Here is a 20,196-nt window from a genome sequence, read left to right on the forward strand (position 1 = left end):
CGCACACTTTAGTGCACTAAAGTGTCGGTCAGCATACGGCTCTCCATTCCACTGAGTGAAAGACAAGCCGTTATTTTAAAAAAACTTAGCTAAAATAAAGACATGTCTATCATCCGTATTGGACTCTTGCTATGACTCATATTTTTGCCAAACTCTGGCGTCGCTTCCGGCAACTTCCCCGTCTGCACCGCATCTCAGCCTATTTATTACTCGGTTACATCACTTATGCGCTACTGCTCGGGGGGATCACACCACTGATTCTCCAGTCACAAATGCCGAAAGTACTGAGTGAACGACTAGGGAGAGAGGTTCAGATCGCTCACATCCGTATCAATCCTTTTTTACTGCGAGCGCGGGTTGAAGGTTTTCAGATCATGGCCCGCGATCAACCCGGGGTGCTCGCATCAATCGACCATGCCGAACTGATGTTGAGTTTCTGGCGTAGTCTGTTGCATCTGACGCCAACCGTCGATCACCTCTGGATAAGTCAACCGTCGCTTCATCTTGTGCGGTTCGAGTCGGCCGCAGGGCAAGTCCGTTTTAATATCAGTGATATTGTTGAGCGTCTCGCGTCCCAAGCAACCACAACATCTCAGCCACCGTCAGTCGCAGATGAAGCCGGTGAGACAACGATTGCCGCTTTCCGCAGCGAAGATATTCATCTCTCGCAAGGGCAGATACATTTCTCCGATCAGGTCAGCGGTGCTCAGCTCAGCTACCACGGACTGGATATCCGTTTACAGCAGTTCGATACACAAGCAAGCATGGCGCGACTTGAGTCAGAACCAAGCCACTCATCAACGTCAGACCAATCATCCGCATCCCCCCTGCCACCGAACCGATATCAGCTACAAATCACCGGCGCGGATCAGGGTCAGGTGCAACTGCGTGGTCAGGTACAGCTACTGCCCCTTAAAGTCAGTGGTGAGCTGTCGGTTCAGTCCGTCACACTGGCACCGTTTTGGCCTTTTGTTGCGGACCTAATCCCCGCCCGCTTAACTGACGGTGTCATCGATTTCCACACACGTTATGATCTGCAAGAGACCCGCAACCGGCTCGCTTATACCACCCGACAAGGTCAGCTGATGCTACAGCAGTTGGTTTTTCAGGCCAGTCGTAAGCCGCATCTCAAACTATCCCGATTAACGCTCAGTGACATCGTGTTAGACAGCCCTGCACAGACCCTTGATATCGGGCAACTCAAACTGTCCGGTTTATGGGCAGACGGACAACTCAACGCGCAAGAGCTCGACTTACAACACCTGTTTACCCCGATTCATAACGCCGGTGCCCCAACATCTCAGCCCTCCCCGACACCGCCTGAAAACCAATCGCCGGCACCGTCTTCATGGCTCGTGCGCCTTCATCAGCTCCGGATGACGGGGACCGATTTGAACCTCAAGGAACAACAACTGACCTCCGGGGTTTATTGGCGAATTCATAATCTGTCGCTCTCAACCGGAGAGATTGACAGTCGTCTCAGTCAGCCGATCGATTATCAACTGGCATTCGACCTTGCCTCCGATCCTCACCACCCGCCTGAAGAGGTGAAGGGGCATTTCATTGCTCAGGGGATCGTCGCACCGCAATCACTGAGCACCCAGAGTGATATTGAACTGCAACGGTTGGATCTCAGCCAGTTTCAACCGTATTTACAACCCTACCTGAACTTACAGCTCAGCCACGGGGAATTTTCGACCCAAGGCCATGTTCAGGTCGCCCCGGCGACATCTGGTGTCCGTTATCAGGGGACTGCGGCTCTCAATCAGTTGATGGTCAAAGACTCGCGTAATCGTCAGCCGCTGCTGAAATGGGAGGCGATGTCAATCGATGCGATCGCCTTTGAGCAAGCCGCACATCAACTCACGATTCACGAAATCACGTTAGACAAACCGTATGCAAAAATATTGATCGACCCAAATCGAAATACCAATATTGACCATCTTGTGACTGGGCCTCAGTCCGGGGAGCCTTCTGAAACAACCACCACGGTCAAATCTGACGCCCGGACGCAGTCGAAATCCCCCTCCCCCTTTCAGCTTGAAATCGGTGCCATCAAAATCAGGCATGGTTCGGCTTTTTTTGCCGATCAGTCGCTTACCCCGAATTTCGCAACCGGGATTGAATCTCTGAACGGTACAATCAGTCGACTCTCATCTGACCCGGAGAACAAAGCACAGGTTCATTTAACCGGTAAGATAGACCAATATGCGCCGGTCTCCATCGACGGAGAAATCAACCCACTTTCCACGCCTCCTTATCTCGATTTAGCCGTGAATTTCAATCGTGTTGAACTCACATCGGTTAATCCATACTCCGGGACTTACGCCGGTTACTATATTGATAAAGGACAGCTGTCATTGGGATTACAGTATCAACTCGAACAGAATCAGCTCGTCGGTAAAAACCACATCGTGATCGACCAGCTGCAACTGGGAAAAGCAAGCCATTCCGAGCAAGCCCTTAACTTGCCTTTGAAACTCGCCATTGCACTATTACAGGACCGCCACGGCGTGATTGATCTGGGGCTGGATATATCTGGCGATCTCGATAACCCCAGCTTCAGTTTCGGCAGTATTATTATGACGGCCCTGACCAACATGATCGCGAAAGCCGTCACGGCACCATTTAGTTTACTGGCAGGTTTAGTCGGTAGTGATGATGAACTCAACATGGTTCAGTTTGAGCCCGGTCTGGCAACCTTAAGTACAGCAGAGCAAGAGCGGCTAAAAACGCTGGCAACGGCATTGACCGACCGGCCGAAACTCAAAGTCAGTGCCAAAGGTCATGTATCACTCACGCAAGATAGTCAGGCACTCAAAGCAATGAAGTTGCAACAACAACTCAGCAAACAGAGTGGGGTTGACTTGCCGGCAGATCTCAGTGCCAGTCGCTTTCCGGACAGCGGCCCTTTAGTGGCGGCCTTAAACACGCTGTTTGATACCGAGCTGCAAAAACAACCGGATGCCGAACGACAAATGATTATTCAGCAACTGCAAGGTGAAAATCCGGATGTTACTCCCGATCCGGCCGCGGTCACGACCCGACTCCATATTGCGATGTACAATCAGCTGCTGAATGCTCAAGTGGTGAGTGATGATGAACTGGGTTCTCTGGCTCAAAGCCGGGTCAATGCGGTGAAAGCATTTCTGGTCAATGAGGCCGGGCTGCCTCCGGAACGTATTTTCCTGCTGGATAGTAAAACGGAATTAAATGGTCATCAGCCGCAGGTCAAACTGATTTTAAGTGCCGATTAAGCTGCTCAAGTTGACAACTTCCAGACATCACCGGATGCATCACACGAAAGCAAACGACATAAAAGCAAACCAAGCAAAAGGGGGCCATGAACGGCCCCCCTTTTCAAGGTTACATCTTCCCTGCCGGGTCAATTAGTTTTTATAAACTTCAAACTCAGCAATCGCAGGTGTACCACTCGCGGCATGAATTACAAAACTGATTTTGTTCAGATTGGTATCCGGGAATGAAATCACGCTAGGAATTGAGCTTCCTGATGCCAATGTCGCGCCATCGTCATGATTGACCAAAGACCAAGAGGTCACGGTGCCTTGAGTACCGGATAATTCGACGATACGCACTGCGTTAATCGTTTGATTCAGACGTTTGACACTGATGGTACCGGTGCTGCCGCTTGGTGACCAGTAGGTACTGCTGTCCCCGTCGGTCACGTTGCCATAACTGGTACCATTTCCCTTCGAGCTGCCGTCAGCCGCGGCATTGAGCGCAACGTTGACCCCATTGGTTGAACCGTTGCCGTTATCTCCGCCGTTATCCTGACCGCTGCCATTATCGTTACCACCGCCATTGTCATTACCGTTGCCCGGTTGGCCATTGCCCGGCGTGGTGGCATGACAACTGCCATCAGAAACGGCCAGACCTTTATTTGCCCCTGCGGTTGCCAGTACGATTGCAGGTACACAGCTTGCCGGATCGACCTGATATTGATAAGGGATGTTAATCGATGTCGTTGAAACAGGATTTGGACCTGCCGGATGCAGTTTACTTCTGTCTGCTGACCAACTGACATTATCCCAAATGTTGCCACTCACATCCCAAAATCCCATGTCGTTGGTATAGAACGTTCCGAGTGGATCTCTGGAATCTTTAACATAGTTATTTTCGGCTTTGATCTTACCGCCAATTCTTGGATTCATCCCGGAAGAGATCAAACCATCGTAGAAGTTGTTATAGGAGTGTGCTGTTGCATGACGAAGCAGCGGTGTGCGTGAATTGATATTTTCGTAGTAGTTATGATGGAAGGTAACCGGCCCGTTGTTATCATCGCTGTCGCTTGAGCCAACCAGCCCACCCCGTCCGGAGTTTTTAAAAATACTGTAGGAAACGGTGACGTATTTGGTATCGTTTTTCATATCAACCAAAGCATCATAGCCGTCACTTTCACCACCACTGGCTTCTAGTGTAACGTGGTCAACCCAGACGTTTGAGACATCTTTCTCCATCCCAATCGCATCCCCGCCATTGGATAACGGAGAACCGGATTTCTTAACGTTTCTGACATGCACATTACGGATAATAATGTTCGATGAGGAACGGACATGGATCCCCAGTTGATCAAATAATGCCCCACTGCCGACCCCAATCAGGGTCACATTGCTAATGCCCTTTAATTCAATTCTGTCGGCTGCGGTATTACAGCTCTTACCGGAGACTTTCGAGGTATTGCTGTGATTAATGGTTCCCTCAACCTGAATCACAATGGGTGTATCACTTGATGCACGATTACATAATGCTTCATGAATTTGTGTCCCTGTCGTTGCGTGAACAACTTGTCCGCCTTCACCACCGGTAGTACCACCATTTTCAGTATGGAAACCATTCGCAAATGAAGGTGAAGCAGCCCAGGCCAGCGATGATATGAGGGAAGCAATTATGGTTTGCTTAAATTGTTTGTTGGTCATCATGCTCTTCCTTATCTAATTTAGTCATTAAGAATATGGGTTATCTTTCCAGTCTGTCATTCACGGCAGAGACAAACCTTATTGTTGATAAATGAATTATTTTTCAATTACTTTTATTTACATTCCCCTTTTTGGGGTTAATCTCATGCTTTATAAAAACCTTTCCTTATCATTTTGCATTCTGATAAACGTGGTCGAAAAAACAAAGCAAACCATATATATCAAAACAATCTTTCTTTTAAAATGAAACGTTATTTCTTTTTTGATCTGGATTGAAAAATGAGCATATTTTAGTCGCGATCAATTTTATTAAACGAAATCACATCACCCTATTTTTTCTCTGTTAGACTTACAGGAATGTTGCTCGTTATTCACGCTGGTTTTCATTAATAAAATTATCGGTAAATAGCGCCAATCCCTCAGAGGACGGTGCTGTTTATCAGCGGTTAATGACATCCAGAGGTGAACAACGGCCTCAAATAAAATAAGAAAGCACTTGAAATAGCTTCAACCCACTTATTGATAAAACCAACAACGTCACTAGGAAAAAATATGAAAAAAATCAAATGGATATATTTAATCACGTGGATAGCTGCGACCTGCCTGTCAAGCTTCAGTACACAGGCAGCCTTTCAATTATCGACCTCGCGAGACTTTTATACTGTCGATACGAATGCGGGATTGGTATTTAGTATCCGTAGAGTGGATCGGGGGGTAAGCACTCAATCACCGGGAGATATTGCCTCACTGAAAATTAATGGCGTCGAGTACCAAAACCAGAAAAGAGGCTCTCAGATTAACTCAGGATTTGACTGGTTATATAACCACACTGACCAAGTACAGGTTTATGCACAAAATTATCAGAACCAATATATAAAAATCACGGTTCAAGCGGGTAATTTGACGCATTATTATATGGCCAGAAACGGTTATCCGCATATCTATATGGCAACTTATTTTTCATCTGAGCCAAATGTTCATGGTCATGTTCGTTATATTTTAAGACTGCAACGCCAGCGTCTTCCTTATGGACCAGAACCGTCTGATATTTCCCAAACGGTATCCACGGTTGAGTCCGGCGATATTTTTGCACTCGCCAATGGGGAAACCCGTTCTAAACATTACTCCAATATGCGGCTAAAAGATTGGGATGCCATTGGTGCGCGAGGGCCAAATGTGGGTGTCTGGCTTGTCAGAGACAATCATGAAGGCGGTTCAGGCGGACCATTCTATCGCAGTCTGCTCAATCAAGGCACCGCGACCGACCAAGAAATCACTTATATCGTGAACTATGCGGAAGCCCAGACAGAAGCATACCGTACAGGCGTGCTGAACCATTACACACTGGTCGTCAACAGTGGTCAACAACCCCCAGCCGACGACAATATTGACCTCTCCTGGTTCTCGCAAATGGGATTAAAAGGCTATGTTGCGGCATCCAACCGCGGCCGCGTTGCAGGTGTTGGCATCACCGGGCGAGACACCAACTATGAATATACAGTCGGATTCGCCAATAGCCGGGCCCAGTATTGGGTGACTGCAAACCCTGCCAGTGGTTACTTTAGCCGGGATAACATGCTGCCCGGTACCTATACCATGACCACGTACAAAAATGAGCTGGCGGTAAACACGCAAACCGTTACAGTCAATCCGGGTCAGACAACCGTTTTAAACTCTTTCCAGATTACCGGCGATCCAAGTCATGATCGCGCCATCTGGCGGATCGGTGACTGGGATGGTAGTCCGCAAGAATTTCTCAATGGCGATAAATTAACCACCATGCACCCTTCAGATGTAAGAATGGCAAACTGGGATCCTGCTAACTTCATTGTCGGCAATACCCCCGCCAGTGCGTTTCCTGCCTACATGTGGAAGGATATCAACAATGATCACATTATTTATTTCCGTCTCAACGATGCTCAGCGAGCGAAAGCACACCGGGTCCGGATTGGTATCACCGTCGCCTATGCAGGTGGTCGCCCTAAAATCTCGGTGAATAACTGGACATCATCAAACCCGCCACCACCAGCCCAACCGAAAACTAGAACACTGACTGTTGGCACGTATCGGGGGAATAACACAACCTATACATTTGATGTCCCCGCCAGTGCCTGGGCGAGTGGGAGTAACTGGAACCGTCTGGTCGTTACCGCGATCAGTGGCTCAGGCCTGAGTGGGTATCTGTCTGCCGGTTATAGCATCGACAGTATCGATTTACTGGATTAAGGCGCCCCGTCAATCAAGCCTGAACATTGATTTGAACATTGATACAGAGTGCCCGATATCGGTCTGCTTCTCATGTTGTACAGAAGAGGCCGATATCATCCCCTTGAGAGACTGCTATCAGTCTCTTTTCTTCCGTCGCTCTCCCAATATTAACCCACATTTTTCTGCTCACTTTACCGTAGATGAACGTCATACTGCCCAGATTTCAGGATGTTTATTTACATTTTGTTGAAATTTAATACGCCTTATTATTTGAATTGAATCACAAAAATAAAAAATCAACATACATTTTTAATAATCAAAAAAAGCAACGGATGATAAATCCATTTTTAATTTTAAATTTAATATAAATAACTACTTTAATAAATAAATAACAAATATATATCGAACCATTCAAAATTAAATAATATAAATAATTTTGTCATCTCAGCATCATTTAGATGTAAAAATGCTATGAATTTATACGTAAAATAAAAATAAGATATTGTTTTTTAACATTAAAAATTCAAAAACAACCAAAAATTTATACCACTTGACACATATAAATGTCTTCTGCAATCTAATCCCCTCAATTATTGACTCATGTCACTAATCGTAGATACACATAAATAAGCAGAAATGCAGAGAGCCAGGAAAGGGCCTCTTGTTTTTAAATAAAAAAGGTAATGGACTATTATGAAAAAAACGCTCATAGCGCTCGCAGTGCTTTCAGCTGCAAATGTGGTTAATGCTGCTGAAATTCTCAAAACAGACTCCGCATCCGTCGATTTTTATGGCCAACTCCGCGAAGAATTGAAACAGGTGGGTTCGGACATAAAAAAAGGTGATGATACAAGTACTACCCTCTCTTCAGGCTCATCCCGGGCCGGAGTCAATTCCATTTACACCATCAACGATGATCTTGACGTACTGGCAACCGTTGAATTTGGCATCGGTCAGAGCAACAGCGGCACCAGCCGTAAACACTACCTCGGTTTTGCATCCAAGGAATGGGGCACCGTGACCGTTGGTAAACAGAGTATTCTGACTGATGACGTCTGGGGGGTCGAAAACGACTGGATTGGTTTAGGTTATAGCGTCCTTCCGGAAGTGAACGGTTATGACATGAACTGGCTTCAGGATGCAATGATCAAGTATACGCTGGAAGGCTCTGCGGGCTGGTTTAAGGCGGCTTATTCATACAAGAATGGGAATGATGACCCGACCACCGCGGAAATCTTCGCCGGGACCACTTTCGGTAACATCGAATTATACGGGGGTGTCGGTTATCTGGAAGATAAAACTACATCAACAGATACCAAAGATATTATCATTACCAGTGGCGGTGCAACACACACGGTTGAATCCAAGATCACTACGGTCAACAGCAAAGAGCTGAAACATGGCATGCTCACCGTCAATTATAAAGGCGATGGCTGGAACTTAGGCACCACCTACTGGCACGCTCAGGTAGACGATAATGTGAAAAACACCAAGCTCACATCTGACTCTGTGGCCGTGGCTGGTTCTTATAGCTTTACTGAAAAGCTCTCGCTCTATGGTGGTTATGAATATATTAAAGATTTTCAGCAAGAAAATAATGACTTCGATGGCGTATATTCCGGCTTGCTGTATAAGTATGCGAGCTGGACCAAGGTCTATGCTGAAACCGGATTTAACGACTCCAATAAGCTAGGAAGCGACAGCTACTGGGGTATCGGTGTTCGTATTTACTGGTAATCGCTAAAATGGATGGTCACAGTCGTCTGCCTTCGGCTGTGACCTGATTGATTCATATCATCTTTTTGTATAAACCTCCCTTTATCCCTACAATCTATGTCGTCCGTTCGTAACCTGTTTGATTCAAGGAATAAAAATGAAAATCGCATTGCCATTACTCTTTACACTGTCATTGGGGATGATTCCATGTACAGCCGCGGCTAAAACTGTTTTACAGATTCCAGATAACGTTGATGTGTTGGCTATCAATGCGCAAGCGCCTGCCAAAGCAAGCGGTCTGTTCCCTTCAGATACCGAAGAATTAAACGATGGTGTGAACCAGATCGTCTTTAAATATTCGCCTGCATTTGAAATTGGTAAAGATATCAGACACGCCTATAGTCCGGTCATTATTGCTAAATTTAAAGCGTCTGATACTCAGCTACATTTCCAACTACCGTCCTATCGCAGCCTGACACAGGCCCGGCAAGAAATCGACCATCTGCAATGGGCGCTCGTTGATGCACAGGGGAATAATGTCATCATCGCAGAAGATACTTTACAGAAAAATGGCCTTCAGATTGGCCGGGATTATGTACAGGAAGCCCAACATTACAATACGGAGGCAGGCATTGCCGCCATTGATGTCAGTCCGGCACCCACGACTCATGCTGTGGCGGTAAGCACGCCTCAGTCAGCCTCGTCGGCCCAAAAAACGCATGTGTCAGCCACAAAAGCACCAACCCCATCAAAACCGCTATCTGCAGACTCTCCGAACCTTACGCAGCTAAAACGCTGGTATCAGAAATCAAATCAACAGGAACGCAAAGCATTCCGTAAATGGATTATCGATCAGGAATAACGAAGCTGATTCTCGGTCATGGCATGGCGAGAGAAAGAGAACACCTCCTGCGTTAAAAATGAAAAAAAACCTTGACCCTGTACCCAGATACAGGGTTTAAACTCATCCTATGTTATCCGAACAAGAGAGCATGGGTATGAGAACACTCAAACGGGGTGAGCTGGCAAAAGCAGTCGGTGTCTCTCCGGAAACCATTCGCTATTATGAACGGCAAGGTCTGTTGCAAGCGCAGCGGGATAACAACGGATACCGGCGTTTTGACCCGAACTGTATTGACCGGCTTAAATTTATTCAACGTGCCCAGCATGTCGGTTTAAGTCTCAAAGAAATCGGCGAATTGCTGGCGCTGGAAATCGCCCGGGGTGAACATACGTGTGAAGAAGTCAAAGCGATTACTCAGGCAAAACAGCAAGAGATCCAGCAAAAAATCAGTGAATTACAACATATGTACAATGCACTGACCGTGCTCAATAATCGCTGTTGCGGTGGCTCGCACTCCGCGGAGCATTGCACTATTTTGACTGCATTAGCCGATACTGAGTCATCGACAGAGGAGTTCGTTCATGAGCACCATAGCACGCATTAGTCAGGCCTTTGTCGATCTGTGGCTGGATGCAGCATTCTGGCTTCTGCTAGGCCTGATGATCGCCGGACTGTTACATACATTTATCAAGAGTGACAAGCTGGGTGAACATTTAAAAGGCCCGGGGTTATGGCCGGTCATTAAAGCCGCAATTTTAGGTATTCCGCTGCCCTTATGTTCATGCGGGGTGATTCCCGCCGCGGTGGGTCTTCGCCGGGCCGGGGCATCCAAAGGGGCAACAACGGCTTTTCTCATCTCAACACCGGAAACCGGCGTTGACTCAATTGCGGTCTCCTACGCGCTACTCGGCCCATTCATGACCATCATCCGTCCCATTGCCGCCGTCTGTTCCTCCATTGCCGCCGCCATGTTGGTTTTGGCAGGAGAAAAATCGGTTTCCCAGTCAGAGATACGCACTGAGCAACCATCAGCCACCTGTGGGGCTGCCGGTACCCAAGGAAATAGCAGTCGCTGTTGCTGTAACAGTCAGCAACAGCAACCTGCCAACCATCAAGTTCACTCAGATTCAATATGGCGCAGAATCTGGCAAGGTCAGGTTTATGCCTTTACTGACTTGTTAGGGGATCTCTCCCTCTGGCTTCTGGCAGGCCTGATTATTTCTGCCGGTGTCGTCGCACTGGTCCCTTACGATGCATTGGCTGAAGTCAGCCGCGGGGGCTGGGCGATGGTGGTCATGGCATGTATCGGCGTGCCCATGTATATCTGTGCATCCGCCTCAACCCCGTTAGCCGCCGGGCTGTTAATGGCAGGAGTTTCACCCGGTGCCGTGCTGGTCTTTTTGCTGGCTGGTCCGGCGACAAACGTTGCCACATTAGGCATTGTGCGTCGCGAAATGGGCTGGCATGCACTCGGAAGTTATTTGACTGGCGTGATTGGGGTTGCGATTGGGTTTGGCTATCTCACCAACGCACTGGTTGATTTCTGGCATATCAATATTCAGAGTGAACTGGGAAGTAGTCATGATCTCATGCCGCTCTGGCTGGCTGGAATCTCGGCCCTGCTCCTGATGCTATTGATTGGCAACGACCTCCTGACGCGAATCTACCAGCGTCTGTTCAAAAAAATGCCGACGCATAGCCACAGCCACCACGAATAAGCAAAGGGATTCGTTTTGAAACGGGCTCTGCATTGTTTTTGCAGATCCCGTTCACTCAAACCGAAACATCGTCACGCGACATCACACCAGCAAATCGATTGATAGTTATCGTTCTTCATGCTCTGACTAACCCGCAACACAAACGACTCACCACAAAAACGAACCGAATTGTGTCTATAGCAGACAGAATGATTCAGATGTGTGCACAAATGTGCCGGAAATATGGCGTATTTTCAACGGATTCCATTGTTCAGATACCCGATAATGAGGGTATAACCGTTGTATTGGACGTATTTGGCAAAGGAGTTTGCACTTTGACTTTCACACGCGCTCAACTTCAGCTCATGGTTGTGGCTGGCATCAGCATTACCTTTTTGGCATCCACGATCAAAAGTAGCTATCAAATCTATTTTATCCCCCTGACAGAGTTCCTCTCAGTCACCCGGGGTGAGCTATCCGTCTCTGGTGCATTATTCGGGCTGTCTGTTGGCGTGATGTCACCGCTTGTCGGATGGGTCTGTGACCGATATGGCGCACTACTTACGATATTGAGTGGCGCACTCATGGCATCGGTAGTTTTCCTGCTGCTCACGATTACCGACAATTATGCCGCTTTTTTGGCGCTCTACGGTATCATGTCGGCCTACGCTTTAACCGCCATGACCTATATTCCACTGGGTATCTTTATTGATCAGATTTTCAGCCAACAGCACAAAGGAATGGCCTTTGCAGCGATTTCAAACGGTACAGCTATCGGGTTTATCTTACTCTCACCGGTTTTAGTCTGGTTGAGCGGATTTATATCATGGTCAATGCTCTGTACGGCAATTGGGTTGATTTTTCTCGGTTGCGTCGTGCCCTTGATTCTCCTGCTCCATCGTCAAATGACTCAATCCTCGGCCTTTCCACCACAACAGTCCTTCCGTCAGGTGACATCACGGCAGGTACTCAAAAATATGTATACACCGACTTTCATCTGTCTGGCAGTCTCTTTTGCTGGCTGCGGTGCATCAATGGGATTTATCGATGTTCATCTCGTGCCATTGATTCAACAGCAATTCACGACGTTCTCGACTTATCAGGAAGTCACAGCCTCTACCTTGAGTTTACTCGGTATCGCCGAGTTATGCGGTGCCGTTATCGTTGGCTGGCGACTAAGGCGCTCATCACCGGTGAGCTTATTAATCCAACTTTATCTGCTGCGTGGAGGTTCATTGTTACTTATCTATGATACGCAATCGAGACTCGCCTATCTGCTATTCGCGATTGTGTTTGGATTAACCTATATGGGAACCGTCATTATCACCTCATTGATGTGTTTGAATTATTTTGGCACCCACCTCAAGGGACGCTTGTTTGGCTTATTGTTCACCGCCCACCAGCTCAGTGTATTTGTGACGGTTTCAGCCGGAGGATTACTGTATGACACCTTCCATCACTACCGCTATCTTATCTTGCTGTTAGTCTTACTGTGTGTCGGTGCGGCCTTTGCCGCAAGTCTATTGTCCCGGGGAGAGTCAGAACGTCCTGTTGACGACAAATGTGAAGATAGCTGACTGGGTAATGAAGCAAACCGTTTTTTCCACACGGTACGCAACGCAGCCGGATTGGGAAACCCGGACAAATAAGCAGCCTGTTCAATCCTCATACCATTGTCGATCAACACCTTGGCTTCTTGCAGGCGAGTTTCGGCAATATAATCACGCAATGTTGCTTCAGTATGTGCTTTAAATGTCCGTTGCAGATGACGTGGTGATACTCGGAAATGCTGACATAAATCGCTGATCGCTAAAGGGTGCTGATAGTTATCCAGAATGTAATCCTGAACGGCATGAATCAACGGACTGATATGGTTACGATGCTTAAAATGAACCGAAATTTGTGGATCATGTGCCATTCTGCGTCGATGAACAACCATTTCCCTTGCGACATCCACTGCGGTTTTGACGGAAGTCAGCCGTTCAATCAGATACAAGGCGGTATCAATCCCTGCGGTCACACCAGCACTGGTGATCAAGTTGTCGTGGTGAACAAAAATTCGATCCGCCAGTACCTGTGTCCCGGGGAACTGGTTAGCCAGCACCTGCACCAGATCATGGTGCGTGGTCACATCTTTACCTTGAGTGAGTCCCGCTTTCGCGAGCAAGAAAGTCCCCGTGCAGATACCCACAACATAAGTATCTGGTTGAATCGCTTGTTTCAGCCAGCCGATACTTTGCTGCGCGATGGCATCGGTATAGATATCTTGTGAATATTTTGAACCACAGACAAAAATGACAGCACGGTCCGGAAGTTGCTCCGGAGGGGGCGCAATGTGAGCCAACCCAAGCCCCTGATGACTGTCCATATGATCAGAAAAACCAATGAAGTGAGTCTCAAACTGATCCGTCAGTTGGTTAGCGTTATTGATCGCCTGAACCGGGCCGGCAAGATCAAGTAAATGGATTTGCGAGTTGATCAAGAAATAAATCTGATACGGATTTGCCATATTCACCTTAACCTCGCTGATCCTATGCACATTGTGATGCTATCGGAATGGATTGTGCCCCATACTGATGATGGGGCACAATCGGTTCTCAAACGATCGGACGTTGTCCCCGGCTGATCAATTTGAGTAACACTCGGTCGGCAGCTTCAGCAGCCATTCCCGGGAGTTTTTCGGTTAACTTTTTCTTTTGTACATAATGGACAGAAAGCACTTTTTTCTGCTGACAAGCTTCAGTCACCAAATCATCTGAAGTGCGAATATCATCGATCAACCCTAAATCTTTCGCTTGCGTGCCAAACCAGTGTTCGCCTGTTGATACTTTATCGATATCAAGGGATGCCCGGTGTTCACGGATAAAATCCTTAAACAGCACATGTGTCTCTTCCAGCTCCTGTTTGAATTTATCGCGTGCTTTATCGGTATTCTCACCAAACATGGTTAAAGTCCGTTTAAATTCACCGGCAGTCAGCTGTTCAAACTCAATATGATTCTTTTTCAATAATTTATTGAAATTCGGTAACTGAGCAATGACACCAATTGACCCCACAATCGCAAAAGGTGCAGCAACCAGTTTATCCGCAATACATGCCATCATGTATCCACCGCTTGCGGCCACTTTATCGACGGCAATCGTGAGGGGTAATCCGGCGGACTTCAAACGATCCAGCTGTGACGCTGCCAGGCCGTAACCATGAACCATGCCACCACCGGATTCAAGTCGCAGCAGGACTTCATCGCCGGATTGTGCAACTGCCAGAATGGCTGAGACTTCTTCACGCAGAGACGTCACTTCTTTGGCATCGATACTGCCATGAAAATCAAGCACAAACAGATGTGGTTCTCGCTGGGATTCAAGCGCCCCTTCTTTCGCTGCTTTTTTGATCTCTTTTTCAGCCGATTTATGCTTGGCTTTTTCTTTTTTCTTCTCTGCTTTATCACGCGCTTTCAGATAAGCGTCATCGTGCAGGTAAGATTCCAGGTGATGGGTTGTCTGTTTATAGGTTTCTGTCAGGTCGATAATTTCCAGCTCACCTTTGGCACCGTGACTCTTTCCACTGACTGATTTGACAATCACAAGTATGACGATAAGCGCAACAACCAACGTCGCAATCTTGGCCAGAAACAGGCCATAATCCAATAAAAAATCCAATGTTCTCATCCTCTCCTTTACGAATTGGTGTATTGTAACCATCTTAAACAACAAAGCATAACAAAAGGAGGCTAGATGAATTATTCTGTTGCACCAAACACACTCAAAAACCGTGTGATTCTGGTTACCGGTGCGGGTGACGGCATTGGTAAGCAGGCAGCAATCAGTTTTGCTCAACATGGCGCAACGGTCGTTTTACTCGGCCGTACGGTCAAAAAACTGGAACAGACCTATGATGAGATTGTGGCGCTCGAACTGCCGGAGCCGACCATCCTCTCTATCGATTTACAAGAGGCAACCCAACCGGATTATCAAGAGCTGATGCAGTCGATTGAAAAACAGTTCGGTCGTTTAGACGGTGTCCTGCATAATGCCGGCTTGTTAGGAACACTTTGTCCGCTGGAGGAAATTGAACTCGCCACTTATGACGCCGTCATGCAAGTCAATGTCCGTTCACAATTGATGATGACTCAGGCGCTCTTACCACTCCTGCGTCGTTCTGATGATGCGCGAATTGTCTTTACCAGTTCAACCGTGGGACATCAGGGGCGCGCTTACTGGGGAACCTATTCCATCTCCAAATTTGCCACAGAAGGCATGATGCAGATTCTGGCAGATGAACTCAAAGAGACCCATATTCGCGTCAATGCAATCAATCCGGGCGGTACACGGACAGGCATGCGTGCACAAGCATTTCCGTCTGAAGATCCGGGCACATTGAAAACACCCCAAGATATCATGCCGCTATACCTGTATCTGATGGCTCCCGAAGGTCGGGCTGTGCATGGAGAATGTATCGCTGCGCAGTCAAAAGACTAACTAGGATTGCCCGGAGTCTGCCAAGGATTCCACCAACGGCAACTCAATACAAAACCGGGTCATCAGACAGATGACCCGGCTCTTACTTCAAAACACAGACTTGACCAATCAGGATAAAACGTCACGCAATCGGTCTTGTGCGACCTGAACTAACATATCCGGTTGAAACTTCGATATAAAGCGATCACAGCCAACTTTTTTCACCATCGCTTCATTAAAACTACCGCTCAATGATGTGTTCAGGGTAATGTGCAGATCTTTCATCCGCTCATCATTGCGAATTTCATAAGTGAGCTTATAACCGTCCATTTCCGGCATCTCAGCATCTGTGATCATAAAGAGGATCTCCTGACTGACATTTTTACCGTCGTCGCACCATCGCCGAAGCAGGTTATACGCTTCTAATCCGTCCCGGCATTCGATGATCTCTAATCCCAACTGAGACAATGTTCCTTTAATCTGATTTCTCGCGGTTGCTGAGTCATCGACAATCAACACTTTGCGTCCCATCATTTCCGGCATTAAATCCTCATCGAGCACTTCCGCTGAAATCGAAACATCATAGTGTACAATTTCTGCCAGAACCTTCTCGACATCGATAATTTCAACGATGTGAGCCTGATCTTGTTCTTTGACCTGCGTAATTGCCGTCAGATAGTTGGCCCGTCCCGCAGTCCGCGGCGGTGGCTGAATCTCGGTCCAGGCTGTATTGATGATATTGCGAACTTGACCGACTAAAAAGCCCTGAACCGACCGATTATATTCCGTGATAATCAAGTTCTGTTCTTCAGACTCGGTTTGAGAAGCCGGAAAACCAATCGCTCTTCTCAAGTCGATGACAGGAACCGGTTCTCCGCGCAAAGAAGCGACCCCCGTAATATGCGGGTGCGCCCCGGGCATTTTGGTCAAAACCGGAACTTTGATCACTTCTTTGACTTTAAACACATTAATCGCAAAAATCTGTCGACTATTCAATCTGAAAAGGAGCAGTTCAAGGCGATTCTCTCCGACGAGATTCGTGCGCTGGTCAACCGTATTTAAAACACCTGACATACGAGATTCCACCAATTAAAAACTGTTAATAGTATATACCTAAACGCTTTAGGATGCTGTCTAATATACCTGTTTCAGCACCCTATACTTTGTATTGATTAACACAAAATGTATTGATTAACACAAAACTTTCGGCTTTCCGTATCTATCTAAACGGTTTGGGTCAAGTCAGACCACGGAAAGACCGAACAGACCGAGAAAGTCGTCAAAATGCCTGAATATAACTGTGAAACATATTAAGCAATAAAGCTAGGAGAATACATCAGAAAATAGACAATGGTAGGGAAACTGGCGGAGATCTTACCTCTGACCTGTCACTCAGCTTAGCGATCAACAATAGTCATCAATAATGAACCGTCATATAAAGCTTGTTTAATGAGCGCGGCACCGGGCATTGTTGACTGCTTATAAAAACGGGATTCGACAATCTTGACCTGCTCGCGGTAACCCGGATTACATTGCGTTTCGATATAATTGAGCATCGGGGGATAAACAATCGCTTTCGCCTGATTGATCACACCACCGATAAGCACCTTCTCCGGATTAAACATATTGATGACAATGGCAATCGCCTGACCGAGATGCCGACCCAGCCGATCCATAATATCGCACGATAATGGATCCCCTTGCGCTGCGGCAATACAGATGTCCTCAATTGCAATCTCTGCCAAACGGCTCAACGACGATTGTTCACCGTTAGCAATTCTGGACATCGCTTGCTCTCGCAAAGCTTTCGAACTTGTCACCGTTTCCAGACAACCACGATTACCGCAATGGCAGGGTAAACCCAGCGGATCTATCTGAATGTGCCCTAAGTCACCGATGTTGCCATGTTTGCCCTGTAATACGCGGCCATTGACAATGATCCCGGCATTCAAACCATTATGAATGGAAATTAAAACCGAGTTCTCGTCATCCTGAGAATGACCGAACAGTTTTTCTGCCAAAGCCCAAGCCCGGGTATCATTGGCAATAAAGACTGGCAAGCCAGTCACTTGGTAGATCTCTGCGCCTAACGCAAGATTATCAACATGATAATGGGGCATTTGCAGGACGACCCCATTCTCTGCATCGACCAATCCCGGTAAGGTCACGGCAATCGCAGTCACCCGCTCCAGCTGTTGAGTGTAGGTCAGAAAAAATTCTTCAATCTCGTGGAACAGCCGGGCCAATAAGTCATCCTGATCAACTTCATGAATATCAATTTTGGTATCGATCAGCACATCACCGCTTAATTCATGGAGTGCAATTGTCAGATATCCCCGACCTAAACGAATCGAAAGAAATTGCCACCCTTCATTTCTGGTTTGCAGACCGACCGCAGGGCGCCCGCGGCTAATGGCTTCTTGAACGGTTGTTTCATGGATAAGATGGGCATCGATAAGCTCACGTGTAATCTTCGTGATACTTGCCGGAGCAAGTTCACTCTCTTTAGACAGATCAATACGTGAAATAGGACCTTTTTGATCAATCAATTTGTAAACACGACCAGCATTAATTTGCTTGATGTGATCAATATGTCCGGGCTGAGCCGTATACATGATGTGCTCCAGAAATCAACAACCTGCTAATTTTTTTACTTTGCAAAGTAATTGTGAAGCAATTTGATATGCGAGCGTGACAGGCATCACGCATGATCAATCAAGTTTGTGTTGAGAGTCAAATGTTCACACATCAAAAGCCTGCTGAATTCTCGCCATTTTTTTGCAAAAATGTTAAATAGTTGTTCATTCTCCCAACGTATTGAGCGTTCTCAAGTATACTTACACAGCTCAAGCTATGATTTCCAGTCAGGAGTCAATCATGCCCAAAAAAGTACAACGCAGAACTAAAATTGTAACAACCCTCGGCCCCGCCACTGATCGGGATAATAATCTTGAAGCTCTGATCAGCGCAGGTGCCAATGTTGTCCGCCTGAACTTTTCACACGGTACCGCAGATGATCACCGCCTTCGAGCAAGAAAAGTCCGTGAAATTGCCGCCAGACTCGGGCGCAACGTTGCGATACTGGGAGACCTTCAAGGGCCAAAGATTCGGGTATCCACGTTCACACACGGCAAGATCACCCTGAATGTCGGAGATCGATTTACACTGGATGCAGATATGCCTCCCGGCGCGGGTCATCAGGAAGCCGTCGGGATTGATTACAAAAACCTCCCTAATGATGTTCAACCAAACGATATCCTGTTGCTGGATGATGGCCGGGTCCAATTACAAGTGACGCTGGTTAAAGGACAAAAAATCCACACGACCGTGACGGTGGGCGGCCCGTTATCCAACAACAAAGGAATCAACCGTCAGGGCGGTGGCCTTTCCGCTCAGGCCCTCACCGAAAAAGATAAGCAGGATATTCTGCTGGCAGCAGAACTTGATGTGGAGTATCTGGCCGTGTCGTTTCCCAGAAACGGGAAAGATATACAGTATGCTCGCCGTCTGGCACGGGATGCCGGTCTGGAAGCGAAGATCGTCGCTAAAGTTGAGCGTGCAGAAACCGTCGCAAATCAAACCAATATTGATGATATTATTATGGCCTCTGACGTGATCATGGTCGCCCGGGGCGATTTGGGGGTTGAAATCGGTGATCCGGCGTTGGTCGGAGTTCAGAAAAAATTGATTTACCGTGCCAAAGCGCTGAACCGAGTTGTGATTACTGCGACCCAGATGATGGAGTCGATGATTGAAAACCCGATGCCGACCCGGGCCGAAGTGATGGATGTCGCCAATGCCGTCATCGATGGCACCGATGCTGTGATGTTATCCGGAGAGACAGCCGCGGGCAAATACCCGGTTGAAACCGTCAAAGCGATGGCAGAAGTCTGTATTGGTGCAGAAAGTGTGATGGAAGTAAAAACTCAGAGTTATCGGTTAGAGAGCACATTTGTCACCGCAGAAGAAACCGTTGCTATGTCGACAATTTATGCGGCCAACCATATGGATGGTATTCAAGCCATTGTGACGATGACCGAGTCAGGCAGAACAGCATTAATGACTTCACGCCTCAATTCAGAACTGCCTATCTTTGCTCTGTCGAGCAATGAAAAAGCGTTAAACCGCTGTGCGTTGTATCGCGGTGTAATCCCCTGGTATTTTGATAGCCACAAAGAGTCAGCCTATGAAATCGCGCTCGAAGCCCTTTCAGTTCTCAAAGAGAAAAAACAACTGGCATTTGGCGATATTGTGATCATCACTCAGGGCGATGTAATGGGGGTCGAGGGAACCACGAACTGTATGCGTGTGCTCCCTGTCTTTTAGTGAAATAAAAA

The 20,196-nt window shown here is 47.2% G+C and carries 14 protein-coding genes; 9 read left to right on the plus strand and 5 right to left on the minus strand.

Annotated elements, in window-relative coordinates; all coding sequences use genetic code 11:
- The first annotated feature begins 131 nt into the window (after positions 1-131).
- Positions 132-3,257 carry a DUF748 domain-containing protein gene (locus tag OCV37_RS09450; protein WP_038180667.1) on the plus strand — a complete coding sequence of 1,042 codons (3,126 nt, stop codon included), beginning with the start codon at positions 132-134 and terminating at the stop codon, positions 3,255-3,257.
- A 132-nt stretch (positions 3,258-3,389) separates the two neighbouring features.
- On the opposite strand, the gene OCV37_RS09455 is transcribed toward OCV37_RS09450, so the two are convergent.
- Positions 3,390-4,940 carry a pectate lyase family protein gene (locus tag OCV37_RS09455; protein WP_038180663.1) on the minus strand — a complete coding sequence of 517 codons (1,551 nt, stop codon included), beginning with the start codon at positions 4,938-4,940 and terminating at the stop codon, positions 3,390-3,392.
- A 549-nt stretch (positions 4,941-5,489) separates the two neighbouring features.
- Here OCV37_RS09455 and OCV37_RS09460 point away from each other — a divergent pair.
- The 6 genes from OCV37_RS09460 (at position 5,490) to OCV37_RS09485 (ending at position 12,979) form a co-directional block, all read left to right on the plus strand.
- Positions 5,490-7,163 (plus strand): rhamnogalacturonan lyase B N-terminal domain-containing protein, encoded by a 1,674-nt coding sequence (locus tag OCV37_RS09460; RefSeq protein ID WP_051680493.1) that lies wholly within the window; start codon positions 5,490-5,492, stop codon positions 7,161-7,163.
- Between the two features lie 675 nt (positions 7,164-7,838).
- Positions 7,839-8,882, plus strand: coding sequence for a porin (locus tag OCV37_RS09465; protein WP_038180660.1), 1,044 nt, complete (start codon positions 7,839-7,841; stop codon positions 8,880-8,882).
- A gap of 136 nt (positions 8,883-9,018) precedes the next feature.
- Positions 9,019-9,723, plus strand: a complete 705-nt coding sequence (locus OCV37_RS09470) for a DUF2057 family protein (protein ID WP_038180658.1) — start codon at positions 9,019-9,021, stop codon at positions 9,721-9,723.
- Between the two features lie 136 nt (positions 9,724-9,859).
- Positions 9,860-10,309, plus strand: coding sequence for a Zn(2+)-responsive transcriptional regulator (gene zntR, locus OCV37_RS09475; RefSeq protein ID WP_038180655.1), 450 nt, complete (start codon positions 9,860-9,862; stop codon positions 10,307-10,309).
- Entirely contained in the window at positions 10,287-11,423 is a 1,137-nt protein-coding gene (locus OCV37_RS09480) for an SO_0444 family Cu/Zn efflux transporter (RefSeq protein WP_084717456.1), read from the plus strand. The genes zntR and OCV37_RS09480 overlap by 23 nt, the downstream gene beginning before the upstream one ends.
- A gap of 314 nt (positions 11,424-11,737) precedes the next feature.
- A complete protein-coding gene (locus OCV37_RS09485) occupies positions 11,738-12,979 on the plus strand; it encodes an MFS transporter (RefSeq protein WP_169739359.1) in 1,242 nt (413 codons plus the stop codon).
- Here OCV37_RS09485 and OCV37_RS09490 read toward each other — a convergent pair.
- A complete protein-coding gene (locus OCV37_RS09490; protein WP_051680490.1) occupies positions 12,868-13,911 on the minus strand; it encodes a GlxA family transcriptional regulator in 1,044 nt (347 codons plus the stop codon). The two genes, OCV37_RS09485 and OCV37_RS09490, sit on opposite strands and share 112 nt — an antisense overlap.
- Positions 13,912-13,999: 88 nt before the next feature.
- Positions 14,000-15,061, minus strand: coding sequence for a protease SohB (gene sohB, locus OCV37_RS09495; RefSeq protein ID WP_038180706.1), 1,062 nt, complete (start codon positions 15,059-15,061; stop codon positions 14,000-14,002).
- Positions 15,062-15,136: 75 nt separating this feature from the next.
- Between sohB and OCV37_RS09500 the strand changes: the two genes are divergently transcribed.
- Entirely contained in the window at positions 15,137-15,880 is a 744-nt protein-coding gene (locus tag OCV37_RS09500) for a YciK family oxidoreductase (protein WP_038180653.1), read from the plus strand.
- Between the two features lie 108 nt (positions 15,881-15,988).
- Here OCV37_RS09500 and OCV37_RS09505 read toward each other — a convergent pair whose 3' ends face one another.
- Complete coding sequence (locus OCV37_RS09505; RefSeq protein WP_038180650.1) at positions 15,989-16,933, minus strand: chemotaxis protein CheV; 945 nt, start codon at positions 16,931-16,933, stop codon at positions 15,989-15,991.
- A gap of 323 nt (positions 16,934-17,256) precedes the next feature.
- On the minus strand, positions 17,257-18,474 hold the full coding sequence (mlc, locus tag OCV37_RS09510) for a sugar metabolism global transcriptional regulator Mlc (protein WP_038180646.1): 1,218 nt from the start codon (positions 18,472-18,474) through the stop codon (positions 17,257-17,259).
- 262 nt (positions 18,475-18,736) lie between these two features.
- Here mlc and pyk point away from each other — a divergent pair, with 262 nt between their 5' ends.
- A complete protein-coding gene (gene pyk, locus OCV37_RS09515) occupies positions 18,737-20,185 on the plus strand; it encodes a pyruvate kinase (protein ID WP_038180642.1) in 1,449 nt (482 codons plus the stop codon).
- Positions 20,186-20,196 lie beyond the last annotated feature (11 nt).

Source organism: Vibrio rhizosphaerae (genome assembly GCF_024347095.1).
GTDB classification, from domain to species: Bacteria; Pseudomonadota; Gammaproteobacteria; order Enterobacterales; family Vibrionaceae; genus Vibrio; species Vibrio rhizosphaerae.

Excerpts from the sequence above, each read along its gene's own strand:
- OCV37_RS09465 (WP_038180660.1), top strand. The coding sequence starts at position 7,839 with ATGAAAAAAACGCTCATAGCGCTCGCAGTGCTTTCAGCTGCAAATGTG.
- OCV37_RS09450 (WP_038180667.1), top strand. The coding sequence starts at position 132 with ATGACTCATATTTTTGCCAAACTCTGGCGTCGCTTCCGGCAACTTCCC.
- OCV37_RS09500 (WP_038180653.1), top strand. The coding sequence starts at position 15,137 with ATGAATTATTCTGTTGCACCAAACACACTCAAAAACCGTGTGATTCTG.
- OCV37_RS09480 (WP_084717456.1), top strand. The coding sequence starts at position 10,287 with ATGAGCACCATAGCACGCATTAGTCAGGCCTTTGTCGATCTGTGGCTG.
- OCV37_RS09460 (WP_051680493.1), top strand. The coding sequence starts at position 5,490 with ATGAAAAAAATCAAATGGATATATTTAATCACGTGGATAGCTGCGACC.
- mlc (WP_038180646.1), bottom strand. The coding sequence starts at position 18,474 with ATGTATACGGCTCAGCCCGGACATATTGATCACATCAAGCAAATTAAT.
- pyk (WP_038180642.1), top strand. The coding sequence starts at position 18,737 with ATGCCCAAAAAAGTACAACGCAGAACTAAAATTGTAACAACCCTCGGC.
- OCV37_RS09470 (WP_038180658.1), top strand. The coding sequence starts at position 9,019 with ATGAAAATCGCATTGCCATTACTCTTTACACTGTCATTGGGGATGATT.
- OCV37_RS09505 (WP_038180650.1), bottom strand. The coding sequence starts at position 16,933 with ATGTCAGGTGTTTTAAATACGGTTGACCAGCGCACGAATCTCGTCGGA.
- OCV37_RS09455 (WP_038180663.1), bottom strand. The coding sequence starts at position 4,940 with ATGATGACCAACAAACAATTTAAGCAAACCATAATTGCTTCCCTCATA.
- zntR (WP_038180655.1), top strand. The coding sequence starts at position 9,860 with ATGAGAACACTCAAACGGGGTGAGCTGGCAAAAGCAGTCGGTGTCTCT.
- OCV37_RS09490 (WP_051680490.1), bottom strand. The coding sequence starts at position 13,911 with ATGGCAAATCCGTATCAGATTTATTTCTTGATCAACTCGCAAATCCAT.